This is a genomic window from Rubrivivax benzoatilyticus JA2 = ATCC BAA-35, assembly GCF_000190375.1.
GTDB classification, from domain to species: Bacteria; Pseudomonadota; Gammaproteobacteria; order Burkholderiales; family Burkholderiaceae_C; genus Rubrivivax; species Rubrivivax benzoatilyticus.
Genome location: NZ_AEWG01000160.1, coordinates 80,238 through 100,814, shown reverse-complemented (window position 1 = coordinate 100,814; position 20,577 = coordinate 80,238). Strand labels below are relative to the sequence as shown.

Genomic DNA, 20,577 nt, shown 5'->3' with positions numbered 1-20,577 from the left:
CTGGGCGCGCGGGGCCCTGGCCGACTGGCCGCAGTGGGTGCCGCCGCCGGTCGCCGCGCCGGCCGCGCCGCACCGCCGGCTCGACGGCCGGCGCATCGCCGTCGCGCACGACGCGGCGTTCGCGTTCGTCTATCCGGCGAATCTGCAGACCCTGCACGCGCTCGGCGCCGAGACGGTGTTCTTCTCGCCGCTGGCCGGCGATGCGCTGCCCGACTGCGACGCCGTCTGGCTGCCCGGCGGCTACCCGGAGCTGCACGCCGAGGCGCTGGCCGCCCGCCGCGACCTGGCGGCGCAACTCGCGGCGCACCTGGCGGCCGACCGCCCGGTCTGGGCCGAGTGCGGCGGCATGATGGCGCTGGCCGAGACCCTCGTCGACGGCCAGGGCCGGCAGCACCGCCTCTGGGGCCTGCTGCCCGGCCGCGCGGTGCTCGGCCAGCGTGTCGCCGCGCTGGGCCCGCACCGCCTCGTCTTCGGCCGTGGCGAGCTGCGTGGCCACAGCTTCCACTGGTCGCGCTTCGAGACCGGGCTGGTGGCCGCCCTGCACACCGAACCGGCGCGTGCCGGCGCCGGCCTGCCGCTGCCGCCGGGCGAGCCGGTGTACGAACTCGGCGCGCTGAAGGCGAGCTGGTTCCACCCGTGGTTCGCCTCGTCGCCCGAACTGACGGCGCGGCTGTTCTCGCCGGGAGCGCTCGCATGATCCGGCGCCTGCTGATCCTGCTGGCGGCGCTGGCGCTGGCGGCCGGGGCGGCCGCGGCGCCGGTCGTCGTGCGCGACGCACGCGGCACCGAGCTGCGGCTGCAGGCGCCGCCGCAGCGCATCGTCTCGCTGCTGCCGTCGCTGACCGAGACGGTCTGGGTGCTCGGGGCCGGCGACCGGCTGGTCGGCGTCGACCGTTTCTCCAACTGGCCGCCGGCGCTGGCGGCGCTGCCGCGTGTCGGCGGCATGGAGGACGCGATCATCGAGGCGGTGGTCGCGCTGCGGCCCGACCTGGTGCTGGCGTCCGATCGTTCGCGCGCCAGCGACCGGCTCGAAGCGCTGGGCCTGCGCGTGCTGCGTGTGCACGCCGAGCGCCATGACGACATGGTCGAGGCGATGCGCACGCTGGGCCAGGCGCTCGGCCGGCGTGCCGAGGCCGAGCGCCTGCTCGTGCGGCTGGACCGCGAGCTGGCCGCCGCGGCGGCGCGTGTGCCGGCGGCGCTGCGCGGCCGGCGCGTGTACTTCGAGATCCACGGCGGCAGCTGGGGCGCCGGCGCCGGGTCCTTCGTCGGCGACACGCTGGCCCGGCTGGGCCTGGTGAACGTCGTGCCGGCCGAGCTCGGCCCCTTCCCCCGGCTCAACCCGGAGTTCGTCGTGCGCGCCGACCCCGACCTGCTGCTGATGCAGCAGCGCGACGTCGCCGGGCTGGCCGCGCGGCCGGGCTGGGCGGCGATGTCGGCGGTGCGCGGCGGCCGCGTCTGCGGTTTCGCCCCGGAGCGCTTCGAACTGCTGATCCGCCCCGGCCCGCGCCTGGGCGAAGGCGCCGCGGCGATCGTCGACTGTCTGCAGCGCCTGGCCTCCGAGCCCGCTGCCACGACACGATGAACACGGCCCTCGTCCTCGCCGCCGCGCTGCTGCTGGCCTGGTGGATCGACCGGCGCTTCGGCGAGCCGCGCGACGCCTGGCACCCGGTGGCCTGGCTGGGCCACGCGATCATGCCGCTGCACCGTCGGCTGCCGACGCTGGCGCCGCGCGCCGCGCTGCTGGCCGGCACGCTGGCGTGGTGGGCGGTGGTCGGCGGCGTCGCGGCGCTGGCCTGGGCGCTGCAGGCGGCGCTGTTCATGCTGCCGGCCTGGGCCGCGGTGCCGCTGCTGGCGCTGGCGCTCAAGCCCTCGTTCGCCTGGCGCATGCTGCGCGACGAGGTGGCCGGCGTCGATGCCGCGTTCGCCAACGGCGGCCTGCCGGCGGCACGGCAGCGGCTGCGCAGCCTGTGCAGCCGCGACGTCGAGCAGCTCGACGCGCGCGAGGTCCGCGAGACGGCGATCGAGACCCTGGCCGAGAACCTCAACGACTCGTTCGTCGCGCCGCTGTTCTGGTTCTGCGTCGCCGGTCTGCCGGGCGCCTGGGCCTGGCGCGCGGTCAACACGCTGGACGCGATGTGGGGCTACCGCGGCCGCTGGGAATGGGCCGGCAAGTGGTCGGCGCGTGCCGACGATCTGCTCGGCTGGCTACCGGCGCGGCTGACCGCGGCCCTGCTGTGGCGGCCGTCGCTGGGCTGGGCGCCGCTGGCGCGCGAAGCCGCGCGCACGCCGTCGCCCAACGGCGGCTGGCCGATGGGCGCGATGGCGCTGCGCCTGGGGGTACGCCTGGGCAAACCGGGCGTCTACACGCTCAACGATCAGGGAGCCGAGGCCGACACGACGGCGCTGGCGCGGGCGCTGGCGTTCGCCGGCCAGGCCGCCGGCGCCGCGCTGGCCGTGGCGCTGCTGTGGCTGCTGCTGGAGTTTGCATGGACCGCCTGAGGACCTTGCCGGAGCCCGACCGGGTGCACGGCGGCCCCGACCGCCACGGGCCCGCGCCCTGGGACTTCTCGACCTGCGCCAACGCCGCCGGCCCTTGTCCGGCCGCCGTCTCGGCCTTGCAGCGTGTCGACCCGACACGCTACCCCGACCCCGGTTACCACGCGCTGCGCGAGCGCCTGGCCGACTGGCACCGTGTCGAGCCCGCGCGCATCGTGCTGGCGGCCAGCGCGAGCGAGTTCATCCAGCGCGTCACCGTCGTCGGTGCGCGCCTGGCGCCGGGTGCCGTGGCGCTGCCGGCGCATGCCTACGGCGACTACGCGGCCGCGGCGCGCGCCGCGGGGCGTGGCGTCACCACCGGCTCCGACGCCACGCTGCGCTGGATCGGCGAGCCCTCGAGCCCGCTGGGCCAGGACGCGCCGCCGCCGCGCGACCTGGCGCGTGTGCCGACCGTGCTCGATTCGGTCTACGCCCCGCTGCGCCTGGGCGGCGCCAGCCGCTGGAGCGCTGCCGACCGCCATGCGGCCTTCGTGCTGCACAGCCCGAACAAGGCGCTGGGCCTGTGCGGGCTGCGCGGCGCCTACGTCGTCGCGCCGGCTCCCGAAGCCGTCGACTGGGATGTCGGTGCCTGGGTTGCGGCGCTGGCCGCGGCCGAGCCCTCGTGGCCGCTGGGCGCGCACGCCGTCGCGATGCTCGAGACCTGGGTCGAGCCGGCGACGCAGCGCTGGCTGGCCGGCGCCCGGCTGACGCTGGGCGAGTGGATGGCCGGCTTGCGCCTGGCGCTGGAGCAGCTCGGCTTCGAGGCCGAGCCTGGAGTCGCCAACTTCCTCTGCGCACGCCCGCCGGCCGGCGTGCCCGACGCGGCGGCCTTGCGTGCGCACGGCGTCGCGGTGCGCGACACCACCTCGTTCGGCCTGCCGGGACGGTGGCGGCTGTCGGCGCAGCCGCCGGCGGCCGTCGAGGCACTGCGCGTGGCGCTGCGCCGCGGCTGATGCACCCGGCAGGGTCACCGCCTCGACGTCAGGGATACGGTTGCAGTTGAGAACGGTTCTCAATACGATGAGATCGCCGTTTGCTCCTGCCGCACCATGCACGCCGATCCTCTTGCCGACCCCGACGTCGCCGACGCCCTGCTGGCCTCCACCTCCGTGCTGATGGCGACCTGGGTCGCGCTGGGCCGCTGCGCGAGCACCGCGCACGGCGGCGAGCGTGGCCTGGTGGCCTCTCGTGTCGTCGAGAACCTCGCCTTCGTCGACTCCCGGGCCGAGGCGCTGGCGCCGCCGGTGCGCCAGTCGGTGCGCCGTGCGCTGGCGCAGTGGCGCGAGATCGCGGCGCGTCCGCCGGTGCCGCCGCCGGGCGAACCCAGCGGCCTTGCCGCGCGCATGCACTGACGGAGCTGGTGATGAACGACCCGATCCGCCTGTCGATCCAGCGTCTGGAATGGCGCCGCCGCCAGCGCCGGCTGGACCTCACGGCTGCCGTGCTGCTGGGCGCCGCGGTCAGCCTGGTCTACTGGGCCGTGCCGCTGATGGCCTGAGCCTAGACGCCGAGGTAACGCCCGGGCCGGTGGTTCAGCGTCAGGAAGGCGCCGATCGCCACCGCGCCGACGGCCGACTGCAGCACCCTTTCGGGCGAAACGGTCGCCAGTGCCGCGAGCACGACGCAGACGTCGACCGACATCTGCACCTTGCCGGCGCTGAAGCCGCGTTTCTGCTGCAGGAACTGCGCGAGGATGTTGACGCCGCCGACGCTGGCACGGTGGCGCAGCAGCGCCAGCAGGCCGAAGCCGATCAGCAGCCCGCCGACGATCGAGGCCACCCACGGGTCCAGCAGCTCGAAGCGCACGAAACGCGGCGCCGCCGCCGTGAACGCCGAGACCAGCGCGACGGCGACGAAACTCTTCAGCGTGAACTCGCCGCCGAGCTGGCGCCAGGCCAGCCAGTAGAACGGCAGGTTCAGGACGAAGAAGGCGAGCGACAGGTCGACGCCGAAGGCGTAGCGCAGCAGGTAGGCGACGCCGGCGACACCGCCGGTCAGCAGCCCGACGTGGGCGAACATCGTCATGCCCAGCGCGACGAACAGCGAGCCGGCGATCAGCGCGTGTGCGTCGTCGAGCCGGCTGTGGGCGACGGGGGGATGGGGAGCGGAGGAACTGGCGGCCATGTGCGTGGGTGGGGCACGTGTTCACCGCCTTGGGGCTTGTGGCCCCGGCGGCGCGAAAGGACGGGATTGTCCCGATTTCCGGCGAGCAGGATTTGCGCCAGCGGTGGCGGCGCCGATCAGCCGTCCTGCGGCAGCGTGTGCACGACGGCGCCCGGCCGCCCCATCAGCTCGAGAAAACGGCGCAGCGCCTCGGGGTCGCCCGAGCTGTAGTAGCAGGTCGACGCTCCCGCCGCGCCGGCCGGCGCCAGCGCCGGGCCGAGCCGGTGCACGAGCTGGCGCGCGACGGCATCCGACGGCTCGATGACCTGCACCGCCGCGCCGGCCAGGCGCCGGATCTCGTCCTGCACGAAGGCGTAGTGCGTGCAGCCGAGCACCACCATGTCGGCGCCGGCGTCCAGCGCCGGGCGCAGATAACGTTCCAGCAGCGTGCGTGTCGCCGGGTCGGCGAAACGCCCCTGCTCGATCAGCTCGACGAGGCCGGGGCAGGGCTGCAGCAGGATCTCGACCTCGCGCCCCCAGATGCGGCACAGGCGCTCGACCGCCGGGCTGTGCACCGTCGCGGTGGTCGCCAGCACCAGCACGATGCCGCTGCGTGTCGCGGCGACGGCGGGTTTGATCGCCGGCTCCATCGCGACGATCGGCAGCGCATGGTGCGCGCGCAGCGTCTCGGCGGCGACGACGCTGATCGTGTTGCAGGCCAGCACCAGCGCCTTGGCGCGCTGGGCGACGAAGAAGCCGGCCACCGCGCCGGCGCGGCCCAGCAGGTAAGGCCGCGGCCGGTCGCCGTAAGGCGCGTGGCCGCTGTCGGCGACGTAGACGAAACGTTCGGCCGGCAGGCGTGCGCGCAGCGCACGCAGCACCGACAGGCCGCCGACGCCGGAGTCGTAGACCCCGATCGGCGCGTCCCGGGCGGGCAGGGGAGGAGTGGGAACGGCAGGCAAGGCGGGCGCGATCTTAGGCCAGCACGACGGCCGATCGCCGAGCGCCGGGCTCGGGAAACCCGGGGAAACCCGGGTTCGGCGGCGTGGAAGCCCGGCTCGCCGCGACTCAGGGAGAACCCTAGGCTCGAACCACGAGAACCAGAAGTCCCCGGACCATGACCACCACCCCCTCCCGACTCCCGCGGCGCCTGGCGCTGGCCGCGGCGGCGATCGTGCTCGCCGGCGGCGCCGCCGCGGCCTGGATCGCGCGCGCCCCGGCCGTCGTCGAAGGCGCGGCCGTGCCGCAGCACGATGCCGCGCTGATCGAACGCGGCCGCTACGTCGCCCAGCTCGGCGACTGCGTCGCCTGCCACACCGCGCCCGGCGGCGCCGCGCTCGCCGGCGGGCGCGCGCTCGAGTCGCCCTTCGGCACGATCTGGTCGACCAACATCACGCCCGACGCTGCCACCGGCCTGGGCGGCTGGAGCTTCGGCGCCTTCGAGCGCGCGATGCGCCACGGCGTCGCCGCCGACGGCCACCGCCTGTATCCGGCGATGCCTTACCCGTCCTACGCCAAGCTCAGCGACGAGGACATGCGCGCGCTGTGGGCCTATCTGCGCGACGAGGTGACGCCGGTGGCTGCGGCCAACCGCGAAGCGACGATGCGCTTCCCGTTCAACCTGCGCGCCGGTCTGGCGCTGTGGAACGCGGTCTTCGCCGACACCACGCCCTTCGTGCCCGATGCGACGAAGGACGCGCTGTGGAACCGCGGCGCCTACCTCGTGCAAGGCCCGGGCCACTGCGGCGCCTGTCACACGCCGCGTGGTCTGGCCTTCCAGGAGAAGGCGATGCAGGGCGGCGGCTCGGGCGGCCGGCAGTTCCTCGCCGGCTCGGTCGTCGAGGACTGGCACGCCGTCGACCTGCGTGGCCTGGGCCCGGTGGCCGACACCGTCGAGCTGCTGAAGACCGGCCAGAACCGCTTCGGCGCCGTCTCCGGCAGCATGACCGAGGTCATCCTGCACTCGACCCAGCACTTCCGCGACGAGGACCTGCTGGCCATCGCGACCTATCTGGCCGCGCTGCCCGGCGAGCGCCCGGCGCCGGCCGAACGCACGGCTTCGCGCGGCACGCCCGAGACGAGCTACACGACGCGCGGCGGCCTCGGCTACACGCAGTTCTGCACCGACTGCCACCGCGCCGACGGCCGCGGCGTCAAGGGCGTGTTCCCGGCGTTGGACGGCAACCCGACGGTCGCCGCACGCGACCCGGCGACGCTGCTGCACCTGACGCTGACCGGCTGGAAGACCGCCGCCACCGAGCGCCACCCGCGCGTCTACACGATGCCCGGCTTCGCCCGCCTGGGCGACGACGAGATCGCCGAGATCCTGAGCTTCGTGCGCGCCAGCTGGGGCGGCGGCGCCGGCCCGGTCAGCACCGAGCAGGTCAGGCAGGCGCGCACGCGCCTGGATCCGACGGTCGAGGCCTCGAAGTTCGAGACGCCGCGCCTGGCCGCACTGCTGGCCGAGCCCAATGCAGAACAGCTGGTGCGCGGCATGCGGCTCAATGCCCAGACGCGCGAGCTGCTGCCCGAACACGTCGGCGCCGACATGAACTGCTCCTCGTGCCACCTGAACGCCGGCACGGTGTCCGGCGGCTCGCCTTACGTCGGTGTCGCCGCCTTCTTCCCGTCGTACGCGCCGCGCGCCGGCAAGGTCATCACGATGGAAGACCGCATCAACGGCTGCTTCCGCCGCTCGATGAACGGCAAGCCGCTGCCGGCCGACTCGCCCGACCTGAAGGCCATGGTCGCCTACTTCGACTGGATGCGCGGCGCGACGCAGAAGGGCGACCAGGTGCCCGGCCGCGGCATCGGCAAGATCGACCCGAAGCTGGTGCCCGACCCGGTCAACGGCGAGAAGGTCTACGCCGCGCAGTGCGCCGTCTGCCACGGCGCCAACGGCGAGGGCCTGCACGACGAAGCCGGGCGCATGGTCTACCCGCCGCTGTGGGGCGAACGTTCGTTCAACCTCGGCGCCGGCATGGCCCGCACCTACACGGCCGCCGCCTTCGTCAAGCGTAATATGCCGGTCGGCTTCCACGAGAAGTTCCCGCTGGGCCAGGGCGGGCTGTCGGACCAGGAGGCGCTGGACGTGGCCGAGTACTTCTCGCACCAGCCGCGGCCCGACTTCCCCGACAAGGTGAAGGACTGGCCCAAGGATCCCAAGCCCAAGGACGCACGCTACTGACCTGCGGGGCCGGCTCGACGAGCCGGCCTTTTCGTTTCTGCTTCCTTCCGCCGTGCGCCTGCTGATCGTCTTCTGCTGCCTGCTCGCCGCCGCCGTCGCCCGCGCCGACGAGGTGCGCATCGGCGTGCTCGCCTACCAGGGTTCGGAACGTGCGGCACGCGACTTCGAGCCGACGGTGGCGCAGCTGCGGCGCACGCTGCCCGAACACCGCTTCACGATGCTGCCGCTGGACGCGGCGGCGATCGCCGCCGCCGTCGGGCGTGGCGAGCTCGACTTCGTCGTCACCAACCCGGGCTACTACGTCGAGCTGGAGTCGGCGCACGGCGTCACGCGGCTGGCGACGCTGGAAAGCCGCGAGCACGCGGTGCCGACCGACAGCGTCGGCTCGACCGTCGTCGTGCCCAACCGGCCCGGCCACGCCGAACGTTTCGAGGACCTCGCCGGGCGCCGTGTCGCCGTCGTCGCGGCCGATGCCTTCGGCGGCTGGCGTGTCGTCTGGCGCGAGATGGCCGAGGCCGGCGTCGAGCCGACGCGGCTGGCGGCGCTGGTCGAGACCGGCTTCCCGATGGAACGCGTGATCGACGCGCTGCGCAGCGGCCGCGCCGACGCCGGCGTGCTGCGCACCTGTCTGCTGGAAGAGCAGATCGCCGCCGGCCGCGTGCGTGCCGACGAGTTCGCCGTCGTCGGCGAACGCGCGGCCGGCAGCTTCCCGTGCCGGCTGTCCTCGCGCCTGTACCCCGACTGGCCGTTCGCGCGCCTGGCCGGCACCTCGCCCGACCTCGCCAAGGCGGTCACCGCCAGCCTGCTGACGATGGCCCCGGTCGACGGCCGCGCCTGGACCGCGCCGCAGGACTACAGCTCGGTGCATGCCTTGTTCCGTACGCTGAAGATCGGCCCCTACGAGTACCTGTCGCAGACCACGCTGCGCGGCCTGGTCGCCGGCTACTGGCCGTGGTTCGCGGCGGCTGCGGCGGCGCTGGCCTGGTGGCTGGTGCACGTCGCGCGGGTCGAGAGCCTGGTGCGCCGGCGCACCGCCGAGCTGACACGCGAGATCCAGGAGCGCGAGAAAGCCGAGCAGGCCGCGCGCCTGCACCGCGAGCAGCGCGACCAGTTCTCGCGCCTGGGCATCCTCGGCGAGATGGCCTCGAACATCGCCCACGAGCTGAACCAGCCGCTGGCGGCGATCACCAACTACGCCGAAGGCATGACACGCTACATCGACGCCGGCCGCAGCGACACCGCCTTCCTGCGCGACGGCGCACGCGGCATCGCCGGCCAGGCCGAACGTGCCGCGGTCATCATCCGCCGCATCCGCGGCTTCGTGCGCCGGCGCGACGCGCGGCGCGAGCCGCTGGACCTGGATGTCGTCGTCGGCGAGACGCTGCCGCTGTTCGCGCACGCCGCCGCGCGCCGCGCGATCCCGCTGGTCTGGCGTCCGCACGGCGCGCTGCCGGCGGTCAACGCCGACCGCATCGAGATCGAGCAGGTGCTGTTGAACCTGCTGCAGAACGCGCTCGACGCGACGCCCGACGGCGTGGCGCACGAACGCGGCATCGTCGTCACGACGGCGCAGGGCGAGGCCGGCGTCGAGCTCACCGTGCGCGACCACGGCAGCGGCCTGCCGCCCGAGGTCCAGGCGCGGCTCTTCGACCCCTTCTTCACGACCAAGCCGCAGGGCCTGGGGCTGGGGCTGTCGATCTGCCGCACGATCGTCGAGAGCCACGGCGGCCGGCTGACCGCCAGCGCCGAAGCCGACGGCGGCGCGACGATGCGCGTCGTGCTGCCGCCCGCCACCGAGGAGCCGAGATGAGTGCCGCCGAAGACACGCCGCTGATCCTCGTCGTCGACGACGACGACGCGATGCGCCGCTCGATGCAGTTCCTGTTCGCCTCGGTCGGCCTGGACTCGGCCTGCCACGCCGGGGCCGACGAGTTCCTCGCCGCGCTGCCGCTGCGCGAGGCCCAGCGCCCGGGCGCGCTGGTGCTGGACGTGCGCATGCCGGGCATGAGCGGGCTGGAGCTGCAGCGCCGGCTGGCCGAACGCGACTTCCCGCTGCCGATCCTCGTCGTCACCGGCCACGGCGACGTGCCGATGGCGGTGGAGGCGCTGAAGGCCGGCGCCTACGACTTCATCGAGAAGCCGTTCCAGGAGCAGTACCTGCTGGACCGCGTCGCCGCGGCCATCGAGCTGTCACGCGAGACGCTGGCGCGGCAGACGCGCCGGCGCACGATCGAGGAGCGCCTGGCGCGCCTGGGCCGGCGCGAACGCGAGGTGCTGGGCGGCATCCTCGCCGGCAAGCTGAACAAGACCGTGGCCTGGGAGCTGGAGCTGTCGGTGAAGACGGTCGAGGCCTACCGCGCGTCGATCATGGCGAAGATGGAAGCCGGCTCGGTGGCCGAGCTGGCGCGCATGGTGGCTTCGGTCGAGGGCTGATTCAGTCCTCGACCACCAGCCGCTGCCGCCCGCGCTCGTCCTGCTCGAAGCTGAAGCGGCCGCTGGCGACGACCTTGCCGCCGACACGCGCCGTCCAGCGGTAGGCGCCCGGCGCGAGGTAGCCCTCGAAGTCGGCCGGATAACGCACCAGGCCGAAGGCACCGCCTTCGACGGTGATCGCCTTCGTCTCGCGCCGGCCTTCGGGGCCGACGACGACGAACTCGGCGCGGAACGGGGTCTCGCCGTACTTGTCGCGCACGCCGAGCTCGACCTCGGCGCTGGCCGACTGCTGCCAGATCGGCGCCGCGATCGTGGCCAGCGGGGCGGCGCAGAGCAGGGTGGTGAACAGGCGGCGCGGGGACATGGCGGGCTAGGCGAAGTGCGGTGCTGCCGATGCTAGCGCCGCCAGCCCGAGCGGACTCAGCGTGTCGCCGGCACCTTCATGCCGCGCGCCACGCCGGGCCGGTTCATGAAGGCTTCGAGCACGCGCTGCACGTTGGCGAAGCCGCTGAAGCCGACCAGGTCGCCGGCGTCGTAGAAGCCGACGAGGTTGTTGACCCAGGGGAAGATCGCGATGTCGGCGACGCTGAACTCGTCGCCCATCATCCAGGCGCGGGCCGCGAGGTGGCCGTCGAGCACGGCGAGCAGCCGGCGCGACTCGCTGGCGTAGCGCTCGCGCGGGCGCTTGTCTTCCCAGTCCTTGCCGGCGAACTTGTGGAAGAAGCCGAGCTGGCCGAACATCGGCCCGACACCGCCCATCTGGAACATCAGCCACTGCACGGCCTGCCACCGGGCCGCCGGGTCGCGCGGCAGGCACTGGCCGGTCTTCTCGGCCAGGTACAGCAGGATCGCGCCCGACTCGAACAGCGCCAGCGGCCTGCCACCCGGGCCGTCGGGGTCGAGGATCGCCGGGATCTTGTTGTTCGGGTTCAGCGCCAGGAACTCGGGCGAGAGCTGGTCCTGCTTGTCGAAGGACACGCGGTGCACCTCGTAGGGCAGGCCGGTCTCCTCCAGCATGATCGAGACCTTCACGCCGTTGGGCGTCGGCAGCGAGTACAGCTGCAGCCGCTCGGGGTGCCGGGGCGGCCACTTGGTGGTGATCGGGAAGTCGTGCAGCGTCATGTCGGCATCTCCTGTGCAGCCATTCTGGCGCGCGAGTTGCCCGCCGTCTCGGCGGCCGGCCCGGCGTCCCGGGCCGACCTTGGCCGCGGCCGGGGGGCGGCAAACGAGACTTTCGTCGCACCACGTCCCTCCGGCCGGCGAGATGGCGGGTCGCCTGCCGTCTTTTCGCCGCCGCAGTCTGGCCGCATCTGTCCAGAATCGCGGCACGCGTGGGCCGTCCGGTCGGCGCGGGCAGGAGCGTGGGAGGCGACGGTTGCAGGCTTGGGCGGGTTCCTCGGTGGCGGCGGATGACGCGGCGCGGGCGGTGCAGGGCCGCCGCGTCGGCGTTGTCGCGCGCTGGCTGCCGACGCTCAAGGCGCGACTGGCGGTCGGCTCCACGCTGGTGCTGTTCGCGACCATCGTGCTGACGCTCGCGCAGATGCTGCGGGTGGCCGAGGAGCACACCGAGGCCGCGGTCGAGCAGCAGCAGCAGTTCGAGGTGCAGCACAACGCCGACATCGTCGGCCGCCGGGTGCGTTCGATGCAGCTCGCGCTGTCGGCGACGGCGCCGCTGCTGTCGCCCGAGCTGGTGGCCGACACCCGCCGGCTGCGCGAGTTCCTGCTCTCGCAGGCCTCGCTGCGCGCGAGCTTCGTCGCCGTCGTCGTCGCCGACGGCGAGGGCCGGGTCGTGCTGGCCGCCACGCGCGACGGCGTCGCCGTGCCGCAGGCCGACGTCGCCCGCACGGCGACCTTCGAGCGGGCCCGGCGCCTGCGCCGGCCGGTGATCTCCAGTCCCACGCTCGGCGTGGTCAGCGGCCGGCCGGTGGTCGTGCTGGCGCATCCGCTGATCGATGCCGAGGACCGTGTCTACGGCGTGCTGTTCGGTTCGCTGGCGTTGATGGAAGGCGGCCTGGCTGCCGACCTCGCTGATTCGGAAGGCTCGAACACCGAAGACGGCGAGGTGACCGTCGTCACCGACGCCGAAGGCCGCATCGTCTCGCATCCCGATCCGGCCTTCGTGCTGCGGCCGGCGTCGGCCGAACCCCGGCTGGCGCCGGCCCATGCGCGCTGGGTCGAGGCCGGGCGGCCGCTGTCGGCCCAGGCCGGCACCTGGTCGGACGAGGCGGGGGTCGTCGCGATGGCCGGCGAGCCCGAGACCGGCTGGCAGGTCTGGCGCATCCTGCCGCGTGCGCAGCTGCAGGCGCCGCTGCGTGATGCGCGCGCCGAGGCCTTCCGCGTCGGCATGCTGTTCTCGCTGGCGATGGCGCTGCTGCTGGTGTGGTTCCTGAGCCTGCAGCTCAGGCCGCTGGAGCGCCTGCAGCGCCGCGCCGCGCAACTGCTGGCCGGCGACCAGCGTGCCGCCTGGCCGGAGGCCGACGGCGAGATCGGCCGCCTGGCGGCGACGCTGCGCCAGGTCGTCGCCGAGCGCATGCGCGCCGAGGAGGCCCGGGCCGTCGTGCTGCGGCGTCTGGGTTCGGTGCTGGAGGCGTCGCCGGTGGGGCTGATGTTCGAGCGTGACGGCCGGCTCGAGCTCGTCAGCGCCGAGGTCTGCCGGTTGCTGGGCCGCGACGAGTCGCGCCTGATCGGCGCCTCGACCGAGATTCTGTTCGCCGTGCCGGCCGAGGACCGCACGATGCGCCAGGAGGCCGCCGCCGCGTTTGCCGCCGGCGGCGTCTACGAAGGCGAGTGGCGCCTGGTCGGTGCCGACGGCCTGCTGTTCTGGAGCCGGCTGCGTGCCCGCCCGGTCGACGCTGCCGACCCCCGCGCCGGCACGATCTGGTGCATGTACGACATCAGTGGCCAGGTCGACGCCCGCCAGCAACTGGAGCACGCGGCCCGCCACGATCCGCTCACCGGCCTGCTCAACCGCGACGGCCTGGCCAAGGCGGTGCAGCAGGTGCTCGCCGCGCGCGCCCAGGCCGGCGCCGACGCCCGGCCGGCGACGCTGGTGATGATCGACCTCGACCGCTTCAAGCCGGTCAACGACCTGGCCGGCCATGCCGCCGGCGACACCATGCTGCGCCGTGTCGCCGCGGCGATCCTGGAGAGCGTGCGCAGCAGCGACTCGGCGGCGCGCATCGGCGGCGACGAGTTCGCGCTGCTGCTGCCGCACTGCGACGGCCGCCAGGGGCAGGCCGTCGCCGCCAAGGTCGGCCGGGCGATCTGCGCGCTGCAGCTGGTCCACGACGGCCAGCCGCTGCAGGTCGGCGCCAGCCTCGGCGTGGCCGAACTGTGCGCCGGCAGCAGCGCCGACCAGTGGCTGGCGGCGGCCGATGCCGCCTGCTACGACGCCAAGCGCGCCGGCGGTGGCGTGGCGATGGCCTGATCGGCCGCGTACCGGCTGCAGCGCGGCGACGCCGCGGCGGCCCCGCGCCACGCGCGGCACCGTGTCGCGTGAACGACTCGCCCCGGCACGCCCGACGGGCCGGCCGCGTCGGCCTTCCGTCTCGGTTTGACAAAAAGCATGCCTGTCGCGGCCGGCCCGGGTTAGCGTCCGGCGGTTGTCCATGCCGGCGCTGGTGCTGGCGGAGCGCTTCACCCGATGAGCACGATTGGCCGGAAACTGATGCAGGTCTGGACGGGGTTCGGTACCCGTTACCTGCCCTTCGCCGACGCGGCGACGCCTGAACTCCCGCTGTCCCGGCTGCTGCGGCTGTCCCTGTTCCAGATCACCGTCGGCATGGCGGTGACGCTGCTGGTCGGCACGCTGAACCGGGTGATGATCGTCGAGCTCGGCGTGCCGGCGACGATCGTCGCGGTGATGGTGGCGCTGCCGCTGCTGTTCGCGCCGTTCCGGGCGCTGATCGGCTTCAAGTCCGACAACCACCAGTCGGCGCTGGGCTGGCGCCGCGTGCCCTACATCTGGAAGGGCACGCTGCTGCAGTTCGGCGGCTTCGCGATGATGCCGTTCGCGCTGCTGGTGCTTTCCGGTGGCGGCGAGTCCGGGCACCTGCCGCCGTGGATCGGCCAGCTCGGCGCGGCGATCGCCTTCCTGCTCGTCGGCGCCGGCATGCACACCGTGCAGACGGTGGGCCTGGCGCTGGCCACCGACCTCGCCGAGCCCGAGGCGCGGCCCAAGGTCGTCGGCCTGATGTACGTGATGCTGCTGGTCGGCACCATCGTCAGCGCGTTCTTCTTCGGCTGGATCCTCGTCGACTTCACGCCCGGGCGGCTGATCCAGGTGATCCAGGGCGCGGCGCTGACGACGATGATCCTCAACGTCATCGCGCTGTGGAAGCAGGAGTCGCGTTTCCCGCGCCGCGGCGCGCAGCGGCGCGACGACGACCCGTCCTTCCTCGAGGCCTGGCGCCACTTCGTCGGCAGCGGCGACCAGGTCGTGCGCCGCCTGCTGACCATCGGCCTGGGCACGGCGGCCTTCACGATGGAGGACGTGCTGCTCGAGCCGTATGGCGGCGAGGTCCTGGGCATGGCGGTGGGCGAGACGACCCGGCTGACGGCGACGCTGGCGCTCGGCGGCCTGTTCGGCTTCGGCCTCGCCTCGCGCGTGCTGAGCCGCGGCATGGACCCGTTCCGCATGGCCTGCTACGGCGCCCTGGTCGGCATCCCGGCTTTCGTGCTGGTGATCATCGCGGCGCCGCTGAACTCGCCGCTGGTGTTTGCCGCCGGCGTCGCGCTGATCGGTTTCGGCGGCGGCCTGTTCGGCCACGGCACGCTGACCGCGACGATGAACATGGCGCCGCCCAACCAGGCCGGCCTGGCGCTGGGCGCCTGGGGTGCGGTGCAGGCCACCGCGGCCGGCCTCGGCATGGCGCTCGGCGGCATCCTGCGCGACGTCGTCCAGGCGCTGGTGAACGACCACCCGTTGACGCACTGGATCTCGGTGCCGGCCACCGGCTATGTCGTCGTCTACGTGATCGAGCTCGGCCTGCTGTTCGCCACGCTGGCGGCGATGGTGCCGCTGATCGGCCGCACGCTGCGGCGCGCCCCGGCCTGATGGCGGCCTGAGCCTCCCGTTTCCACTGCCGGCGCCCCGCCTCGTGCGGGGCGTTCGTTTTGGGGCGGCTGGTTCCCGCGGTTCGCCGCGCGCGGAGTCCTGGTCGGAGCCGGCGGGGGCAGCGGCGGTGGCCGATCGTCGGGAGTGGCCGTGTGTCGGCGGCCCGCTTGGTGGGGCGACAGGTCTGGGGCACGCGCCGGGCGCGACGAAGGGCCGGGATCCGGGGCGAGGCCCTGGAGGACTCGCCTCCCGTCGGCCAGCCTGCTGACCTGGAGGCCGTGTCCGGATGCGGGGCCGGGAGCGCGCCGACGGCGCAGGCTGCGCCGTGATCGTCGACCGGCGGGCGCGCTTCGGCGCCTGACGGCCGTCAGACGCGGAAACAGAAACGCCGGCACGAGGCCGGCGCTACCGAGGGCGATGGTGGGGAGAACTTCGTTTGCCGGGCTCAACCCGCCAAACGTGTCCGGTTCATGTGGCGGCGCCTTTTCACAGAAGCCAGGGGCACTGCGCCGCTCTTGAAACTACATGGGGCCGAGGTCCGCGAACCTCAGCCCCATGCCGGACATACGCTGACAGACGCTTTTTACTGCGCCGGGGCCTGCGGGGCCGCGACCGGGGCCGGGGCGGCGGCGGCAGCAGCCGCGGCAGCCTTCTTGCCACCGTTCCAGTAGGCCGGGAACCAGTCGGTGTTGGCCATCAGGCCGCCGTGCAGGATCAGGCCGGTGACGGCGACGGCGCCCAGGTAGACGGGGATACCAACGGTCGGCTTGACGACGCGCCAGATTTTGCCTTGGTTCATTTTTTAGTTCCTGCTAGTGACTTAGTGGAGCCACGGCGTATAGGCATACGCCAGGATGTGAGCCAGAACAGCGATGACACCGAAAACACGGGTGCCATCAACCAGACCCTTTTGCAGCTCTTCGGCTTCCGCCGTGGTCAGGCCGGACGGCCAAACCTTGTTTGCATCATCTGCCATTGCGTTTCTCCTTCAGAGACATGGACCAGTTTCCGTGCTCTACCCGCACGTGGGTTGGCTTCTGTAGCCCTCGGGGATCACTCCCTACCGACATGTGTAACGCTACGCTGACAGGGTGGAGGCGTCAACATGCCGTGACACCCCCGCAACGCTGAATGTGTCGCGAAACTGATCTATCACAAAGTGCCGGGGTCACAAGCGCCGTTTTGGCGCTTTCCGGCGGTGTCGGACGCGCCCAGCGAGCCCGTCGCGGGCACGGCGCGTGACGGCGCGGAAACCGCCGCGGCCGGGCCGCGTCAGTCCATCTGCATCACGAGCACCGGCGAGATCCAGGAGTGGTCGCGCAAGGCGTCCTCGATCCCGGCGCCGGGGTCCGCGCCGTCGGCCATCAGCCGTGCCTCGGCGTCGTGCACCGCTTCCTCGTAGGCGCGGCGACGGGCCCGCATGAAGGCGTACTCGAGGTAGCGGTACGAGGGCGCACCGCGCTCGAACAGCGCGCCGTAGAACAGGCGCGCGAAGTTGCAGGCGCGTTCGTCGCGCACCTTCCACTGGTAGCCCAGCACCGCCGGCACCTGCTGTTCGAGGGCCCGCAGCACCGTCGGGTCCTTGGTGCTGTGGCAGGCGCTGAGGAACAGGAACTGCGTGTGGGCCAGCGCCGTCGCCAGGCGGTGCACCGGCAGCGCGCCGCCGCGGTCGGCGCGCAGCACCAGGCTCGCGCCCAGCGGCCGGACGTTGACGGCGTGGCCGCAGAAGTGCACCAGATGCCAGCCCTGCGGCGGCGCTTCGTCGACCAGCGCACGCAGCAGCCGCTCGGCCGGTGGCGCCGGGTCGGCGTCGCCGAGGTCGAGCCGGCGCACGCTGCCGCCGGCATGCCGGCGCAGCAGCGCCTCGAGTTCGGCGGCCTCGGTCGCGGCGTGCGGCAGCTCGTCGAGCTCGAGCACGTGGTCCTCGCCCAGCGGGATGTTGCCCGGCGCCGCGTCGGCCTGGACGACGAGCGCGTTGACCGGCCCGTTGCGGCTCTCGGCGTCGCGGAACAGCGGCTCGTTGCCGCGCGGCATCGCGTGGCGGTACATCGGCGCGTTGAGGATCCAGCAGTCGGCCAGGCTGGCGGCGCTCGGGTCGCGCAGCGCCTCCAGCATCAGCGTGTGCATCTCGTCGTCGACGGTGACGCGCACGCGCATGTGGCCCATGCCGCCGGCTTCCTCGCGCTGGCGGCTGAACTTGCTCCAGCAGTCGGCGTTGTCGGCCGCGCCGCTGAACAGCAGATCCGACAGGTCGCGCGACAGCCGCGCGAACGAACGCGGGCGGAAGCTGTTCTGCGAGACCTCGGCGTCCAGCCGCGCCGACTCGTCGAGGATGTCCTCGAGCTTGCGGCTGTCGATGGCCAGCGTGCCGCTGGCGCGAAAGGTGCGCAGCTTGGCGCCGCCGGTGCGCAGCATCTCCCAGCTGGCGCTGCGCCGGTCGCGCAGGTGGATGTGCAGCCGCACGCAGGCCGAGCTCAGCCGCGGCTGGCCGCCGACCAGCGTGCGCACCGCCTCGCGCAGGGTCTCGGCCAAGCGGGCGTCGGCGGCCAGCAGCGCCGTGCGGTCGTAGGCCTCGAGGAAGCCGGCCAGGCGTTCGTCCGGCGCATTGGAGATCACGACCACCGGCAGCTGCTGCCAGAAGCCCTTGATCTGGCGGACGAACTGCATCGTCGGATCGCGCCCGGTCAGGCCGATGCTCGAGGCCGCATCCGCGGGCGTGCTCGAGCCGATGACGACCAGGCTGCAGGTGTCCAGCCCGTGGTCCTCCAGCGCCCGGCCGGCACGGTCGATGTTGCCCTTGTCGATCGGGCGCGCGGGCAGGCGCAGCGAGGCGAAGGCGGCACGCACGCCGTCCTCCAGCATCTCGCGCATGTCCTCGTCGTGGTGGACGATCAGCTGCCACAGCACCTCAGGCTCCTTCGGCGGCGCTCAGCCGCAGCGCCAGCGACAGCCCGGCGTGCTGCTGCAGCACGAGCTGGCCGCGCATGCGCCGCATCAGCGTGCGCACCACGCCTTCGGCGAGCGCGAACTCGCGTTCGTCGTCGCTGCGCGGCGCCAGCCGCGTCGGGCTCGGGTCGCCGCGTTCGTCGGCGAGCTCGAAGCACAGCCGCGGCTGGGCATGGCTGGCGTCGACGCGGATGCGGATGCGGTCGTCCTGGGCGCGCATGCGCAGCAGGAAGGCGAGCAGGCTCGAGGCGCAGAACGCCAGCTCGGGCGGCGCCGCCAGCACCGGCGGCGCCAGCGGATCGGGCAGCACGTCCACCGTCTTCTGCTGGCCGCGCGGCAGGTCGTCGTGCAGCTGCGCGGCGAGCTGGTCCAGGCTGACGATGCGCAGCGGCAGCTCGCCGTCCTCGGGCGTCGAGGCCAGCCGCGCGACACGCTCGAGCGACAGGTCGGCACGCACCAGCTGGCGCAGCGACTTGTCGAGCACGTCGGCGCCGTGGCCGCCTTCGCCGGCGTGGGTGCGCAGGTAGGTGGCGGCCAGCGACAGCGGCACGCGGATCTCGTTGGCCACCTGGGCGTAGACGTGGCGCAGCGCGTCCATGCGCTGGGCCTCGCGCCTGAAGCGCAGGTCGCTGGCGACGTAGACCTTGCCGCCGATCTGCGGCGGCAGCGACGCGCCCGACAGCAGCACCGGCAGGTGGCTGCCGTCGGCGGCGAGCAGCTCCACCTCGCTGGACAGCAGGCGAGGCATCGCCACCAGGCGCTCGGCGTAGCCGGGCGGGTCGGGGTCGGCGCCCGGGGCGCCGATCAGGTCGGCGAGCCGGCGGCCCGGCAGCGAGCCCGGCTCGAAGCCCAGCAGCGCCTCGCAGGCCGGGTTGACGGCCTGGATCTCGCCGCGCGCGGTGGTCTGGATCACCGCGTCGGCCACCGTGTCGAGCACCGCGGTGTTGAACTCCAGCGCCCAGGAGCGGTCGAGGATCAGCCCCGCGACCTTCAGCGTGCGTTCGATCGAGTGCTGCTCGGCCGCGGCGAAGGCGTGGGTCTTGGACGACTCCAGGTTCAGGATCCAGCGCACCGGCTGCCCCGGCACCGGCAAGCACATCTCCGAGCGCGTGCCGGCCACGCTGCCGGTGTAGCGCTGGCGCGTGCGCACGTCGTCCAGCCGCACCGCGCGCGCCCACAGCGCGACCTCGCCGAGCACGCCTTCGCCGAGGTCCTGGCGGTAGTCGGCGGGCAGTTCGGCGCCCGGCTGCGCCGACTGGTGCACCAGCGACACGCGGCCCTCGTCGTGGTCGACCCGGAACAGCGAGACGTGGTCCCAGCCGCGCGTGTGGCGCAGGCCGTCGACGAGCACGCGGGCCACGTCCGACAGGTTGCCCGCGGCCTGGCCCATGCTGCCGATGAGCTCCAGCTCGAACTCCAGCGCGCGCTGGCGGTCCAGCGCCAGCGCCATGTTGACAGCCTCGCCGACCGGCAGCCGGCCGAGCTGCGTGGTCTCGCGTTCGTCGAAACGCCGGTCGTCGCGCCGCAGCAGTGTCAGGATCGCCGCCAGCGCACCGTCGCGGAACACCGGCCGGCGCAGCAGGTGGCGCCAGCCCTGTGCGAGGAACTCCCGGGTCGCGTCGTCGTCGCGGGCGAGCGCGGCGTAAGGCTCCTCGGCGAAGAGCTCGGCGACGGCGTCGGCGCGCGGCAGCAGCAGCCGGTCCAGGTCGGCGCTCACCATCGCCGGCATCGGCCACCAGCCCCAGGACGGCGACACCGCGACGCCGGGATGGGCGTGCAGCAGGCGCACCGCGGCGCGGTCCTCGCTGATCATGCTGACCAGCATCGCGTCGAAGTGCATCACCTCGCCCAGGCGCGCGGCCAGCGCGTCGAGCAGGCGCTCGCAGTCGTCGGCGATGCCGATCGCCTCGTGGATCGCCAGCGTGGCGCGCTCCAGCGTGCGGTCCTCGATGAAGCCCAGCGAGCCGGCCAGCGCACCGGCCGCGTCGTACTCGGGCACGCCGACGACGCCCAGGTGCACCCGCACCCCCGGGCCGAGATCCGGGCGTTCGAGCGTCAGCGCGTAGCTGCCGGCGCGCTGGGCGCGGTGGCGGCGCTCGATCTCGCTGTCCAGCCGCCGCGCGCTCTCGGCGTCGAAAGGCAGCCCGCGCAGCGCCGCGCCGGGCTGCAGCTCCGGGCCCGCGAGGCGGGCGGCGGCGCGGTTGACGTAGCGGATGCGGCCGTCCAGCCCCAGGCGCAGCACGCCGAACGGCAGGTCGTCGAGCGCGTCGGCGCGCACGCGCAGGCCCAGCATCGTGTCCCCGGCTCCATCGTCCATC

18 protein-coding genes and 1 pseudogene are annotated in these 20,577 nt (G+C 73.6%); 11 read left to right on the top strand and 8 right to left on the bottom strand.

What is annotated here, in order from left to right; translation table 11 throughout:
* The 6 genes and pseudogenes from RBXJA2T_RS19255 to RBXJA2T_RS20895 form a co-directional block, all read left to right on the top strand.
* Positions 1-697: pseudogene (locus tag RBXJA2T_RS19255) on the top strand (cobyrinic acid a,c-diamide synthase); the annotation flags it as partial.
* Positions 694-1,581 (top strand): ABC transporter substrate-binding protein, encoded by an 888-nt coding sequence (locus RBXJA2T_RS19250; protein ID WP_009859107.1) that lies wholly within the window; start codon positions 694-696, stop codon positions 1,579-1,581. The pseudogene RBXJA2T_RS19255 and the gene RBXJA2T_RS19250, both read left to right, overlap by 4 nt.
* Positions 1,578-2,498 (top strand): adenosylcobinamide-phosphate synthase CbiB, encoded by a 921-nt coding sequence (cbiB, locus tag RBXJA2T_RS19245; protein WP_009859106.1) that lies wholly within the window; start codon positions 1,578-1,580, stop codon positions 2,496-2,498. Before RBXJA2T_RS19250 ends, cbiB begins: the two co-directional genes overlap by 4 nt.
* A complete protein-coding gene (locus RBXJA2T_RS19240; protein WP_009859105.1) occupies positions 2,486-3,487 on the top strand; it encodes an aminotransferase class I/II-fold pyridoxal phosphate-dependent enzyme in 1,002 nt (333 codons plus the stop codon). Before cbiB ends, RBXJA2T_RS19240 begins: the two co-directional genes overlap by 13 nt.
* A gap of 96 nt (positions 3,488-3,583) precedes the next feature.
* Positions 3,584-3,886, top strand: a complete 303-nt coding sequence (locus RBXJA2T_RS19235) for a hypothetical protein (RefSeq protein ID WP_009859104.1) — start codon at positions 3,584-3,586, stop codon at positions 3,884-3,886.
* 11 nt (positions 3,887-3,897) lie between these two features.
* Complete coding sequence (locus tag RBXJA2T_RS20895) at positions 3,898-4,032, top strand: hypothetical protein (RefSeq protein WP_009859103.1); 135 nt, start codon at positions 3,898-3,900, stop codon at positions 4,030-4,032.
* A gap of 2 nt (positions 4,033-4,034) precedes the next feature.
* Here the strand turns inward: RBXJA2T_RS20895 and RBXJA2T_RS19230 are convergent, their stop codons facing one another.
* Positions 4,035-4,658, bottom strand: coding sequence for a YitT family protein (locus RBXJA2T_RS19230; RefSeq protein ID WP_009859102.1), 624 nt, complete (start codon positions 4,656-4,658; stop codon positions 4,035-4,037).
* A 116-nt stretch (positions 4,659-4,774) separates the two neighbouring features.
* Positions 4,775-5,599 (bottom strand): glutamate racemase, encoded by an 825-nt coding sequence (gene murI / locus RBXJA2T_RS19225; protein WP_029718314.1) that lies wholly within the window; start codon positions 5,597-5,599, stop codon positions 4,775-4,777.
* Between the two features lie 155 nt (positions 5,600-5,754).
* Between murI and RBXJA2T_RS19220 the strand changes: the two genes are divergently transcribed.
* The 3 genes from RBXJA2T_RS19220 to RBXJA2T_RS19210 are packed head-to-tail and all read left to right on the top strand — an operon-like array spanning position 5,755 to position 10,257.
* On the top strand, positions 5,755-7,824 hold the full coding sequence (locus tag RBXJA2T_RS19220) for a c-type cytochrome (protein ID WP_009859100.1): 2,070 nt from the start codon (positions 5,755-5,757) through the stop codon (positions 7,822-7,824).
* Between the two features lie 52 nt (positions 7,825-7,876).
* Positions 7,877-9,634, top strand: a complete 1,758-nt coding sequence (locus tag RBXJA2T_RS19215) for a sensor histidine kinase (protein ID WP_009859099.1) — start codon at positions 7,877-7,879, stop codon at positions 9,632-9,634.
* A complete protein-coding gene (locus RBXJA2T_RS19210; RefSeq protein ID WP_009859098.1) occupies positions 9,631-10,257 on the top strand; it encodes a response regulator transcription factor in 627 nt (208 codons plus the stop codon). Before RBXJA2T_RS19215 ends, RBXJA2T_RS19210 begins: the two co-directional genes overlap by 4 nt.
* A gap of 1 nt (position 10,258) precedes the next feature.
* Here the strand turns inward: RBXJA2T_RS19210 and RBXJA2T_RS19205 are convergent, their stop codons facing one another.
* Both RBXJA2T_RS19205 and RBXJA2T_RS19200 read right to left on the bottom strand, forming a co-directional pair.
* On the bottom strand, positions 10,259-10,621 hold the full coding sequence (locus RBXJA2T_RS19205) for a hypothetical protein (RefSeq protein WP_009859097.1): 363 nt from the start codon (positions 10,619-10,621) through the stop codon (positions 10,259-10,261).
* Positions 10,622-10,677: 56 nt separating this feature from the next.
* On the bottom strand, positions 10,678-11,379 hold the full coding sequence (locus RBXJA2T_RS19200; protein ID WP_009859096.1) for a glutathione S-transferase N-terminal domain-containing protein: 702 nt from the start codon (positions 11,377-11,379) through the stop codon (positions 10,678-10,680).
* 277 nt (positions 11,380-11,656) lie between these two features.
* Between RBXJA2T_RS19200 and RBXJA2T_RS19195 the strand changes: the two genes are divergently transcribed.
* Together RBXJA2T_RS19195 and RBXJA2T_RS19190 are read left to right on the top strand one after the other, a co-directional pair.
* Positions 11,657-13,684, top strand: a complete 2,028-nt coding sequence (locus RBXJA2T_RS19195; RefSeq protein ID WP_230247798.1) for a sensor domain-containing diguanylate cyclase — start codon at positions 11,657-11,659, stop codon at positions 13,682-13,684.
* Between the two features lie 216 nt (positions 13,685-13,900).
* Positions 13,901-15,313: a PucC family protein gene (locus RBXJA2T_RS19190; RefSeq protein ID WP_029718315.1), complete on the top strand. Its 1,413-nt coding sequence runs from the start codon at positions 13,901-13,903 to the stop codon at positions 15,311-15,313.
* Positions 15,314-15,896: 583 nt separating this feature from the next.
* On the opposite strand, the gene RBXJA2T_RS19185 is transcribed toward RBXJA2T_RS19190, so the two are convergent.
* From RBXJA2T_RS19185 to RBXJA2T_RS19175, 4 genes are all read right to left on the bottom strand, one after another.
* The gene (locus RBXJA2T_RS19185) at positions 15,897-16,112 is read right to left on the bottom strand and encodes a light-harvesting protein (RefSeq protein ID WP_009859093.1); all 216 of its coding nucleotides are present in this window, start codon (positions 16,110-16,112) and stop codon (positions 15,897-15,899) included.
* Positions 16,113-16,133: 21 nt separating this feature from the next.
* Positions 16,134-16,289, bottom strand: coding sequence for a light-harvesting antenna LH1, beta subunit (pufB, locus tag RBXJA2T_RS19920; RefSeq protein ID WP_009859092.1), 156 nt, complete (start codon positions 16,287-16,289; stop codon positions 16,134-16,136).
* A gap of 296 nt (positions 16,290-16,585) precedes the next feature.
* A complete protein-coding gene (locus RBXJA2T_RS19180; RefSeq protein WP_009859091.1) occupies positions 16,586-18,220 on the bottom strand; it encodes a CHAT domain-containing protein in 1,635 nt (544 codons plus the stop codon).
* Position 18,221: 1 nt separating this feature from the next.
* Positions 18,222-20,576 (bottom strand): PAS domain-containing protein, encoded by a 2,355-nt coding sequence (locus tag RBXJA2T_RS19175; protein WP_138938936.1) that lies wholly within the window; start codon positions 20,574-20,576, stop codon positions 18,222-18,224.
* Between the last annotated feature and the right edge of the window lies 1 nt (position 20,577).

Excerpts from the sequence above, each read along its gene's own strand:
- RBXJA2T_RS19250 (WP_009859107.1), top strand. The coding sequence starts at position 694 with ATGATCCGGCGCCTGCTGATCCTGCTGGCGGCGCTGGCGCTGGCGGCC.
- cbiB (WP_009859106.1), top strand. The coding sequence starts at position 1,578 with ATGAACACGGCCCTCGTCCTCGCCGCCGCGCTGCTGCTGGCCTGGTGG.
- RBXJA2T_RS19240 (WP_009859105.1), top strand. The coding sequence starts at position 2,486 with ATGGACCGCCTGAGGACCTTGCCGGAGCCCGACCGGGTGCACGGCGGC.
- RBXJA2T_RS19235 (WP_009859104.1), top strand. The coding sequence starts at position 3,584 with ATGCACGCCGATCCTCTTGCCGACCCCGACGTCGCCGACGCCCTGCTG.
- RBXJA2T_RS20895 (WP_009859103.1), top strand. The coding sequence starts at position 3,898 with ATGAACGACCCGATCCGCCTGTCGATCCAGCGTCTGGAATGGCGCCGC.
- RBXJA2T_RS19230 (WP_009859102.1), bottom strand. The coding sequence starts at position 4,658 with ATGGCCGCCAGTTCCTCCGCTCCCCATCCCCCCGTCGCCCACAGCCGG.
- RBXJA2T_RS19220 (WP_009859100.1), top strand. The coding sequence starts at position 5,755 with ATGACCACCACCCCCTCCCGACTCCCGCGGCGCCTGGCGCTGGCCGCG.
- RBXJA2T_RS19210 (WP_009859098.1), top strand. The coding sequence starts at position 9,631 with ATGAGTGCCGCCGAAGACACGCCGCTGATCCTCGTCGTCGACGACGAC.
- RBXJA2T_RS19205 (WP_009859097.1), bottom strand. The coding sequence starts at position 10,621 with ATGTCCCCGCGCCGCCTGTTCACCACCCTGCTCTGCGCCGCCCCGCTG.
- RBXJA2T_RS19200 (WP_009859096.1), bottom strand. The coding sequence starts at position 11,379 with ATGACGCTGCACGACTTCCCGATCACCACCAAGTGGCCGCCCCGGCAC.
- RBXJA2T_RS19190 (WP_029718315.1), top strand. The coding sequence starts at position 13,901 with ATGAGCACGATTGGCCGGAAACTGATGCAGGTCTGGACGGGGTTCGGT.
- RBXJA2T_RS19185 (WP_009859093.1), bottom strand. The coding sequence starts at position 16,112 with ATGAACCAAGGCAAAATCTGGCGCGTCGTCAAGCCGACCGTTGGTATC.
- pufB (WP_009859092.1), bottom strand. The coding sequence starts at position 16,289 with ATGGCAGATGATGCAAACAAGGTTTGGCCGTCCGGCCTGACCACGGCG.
- RBXJA2T_RS19175 (WP_138938936.1), bottom strand. The coding sequence starts at position 20,576 with ATGGACGATGGAGCCGGGGACACGATGCTGGGCCTGCGCGTGCGCGCC.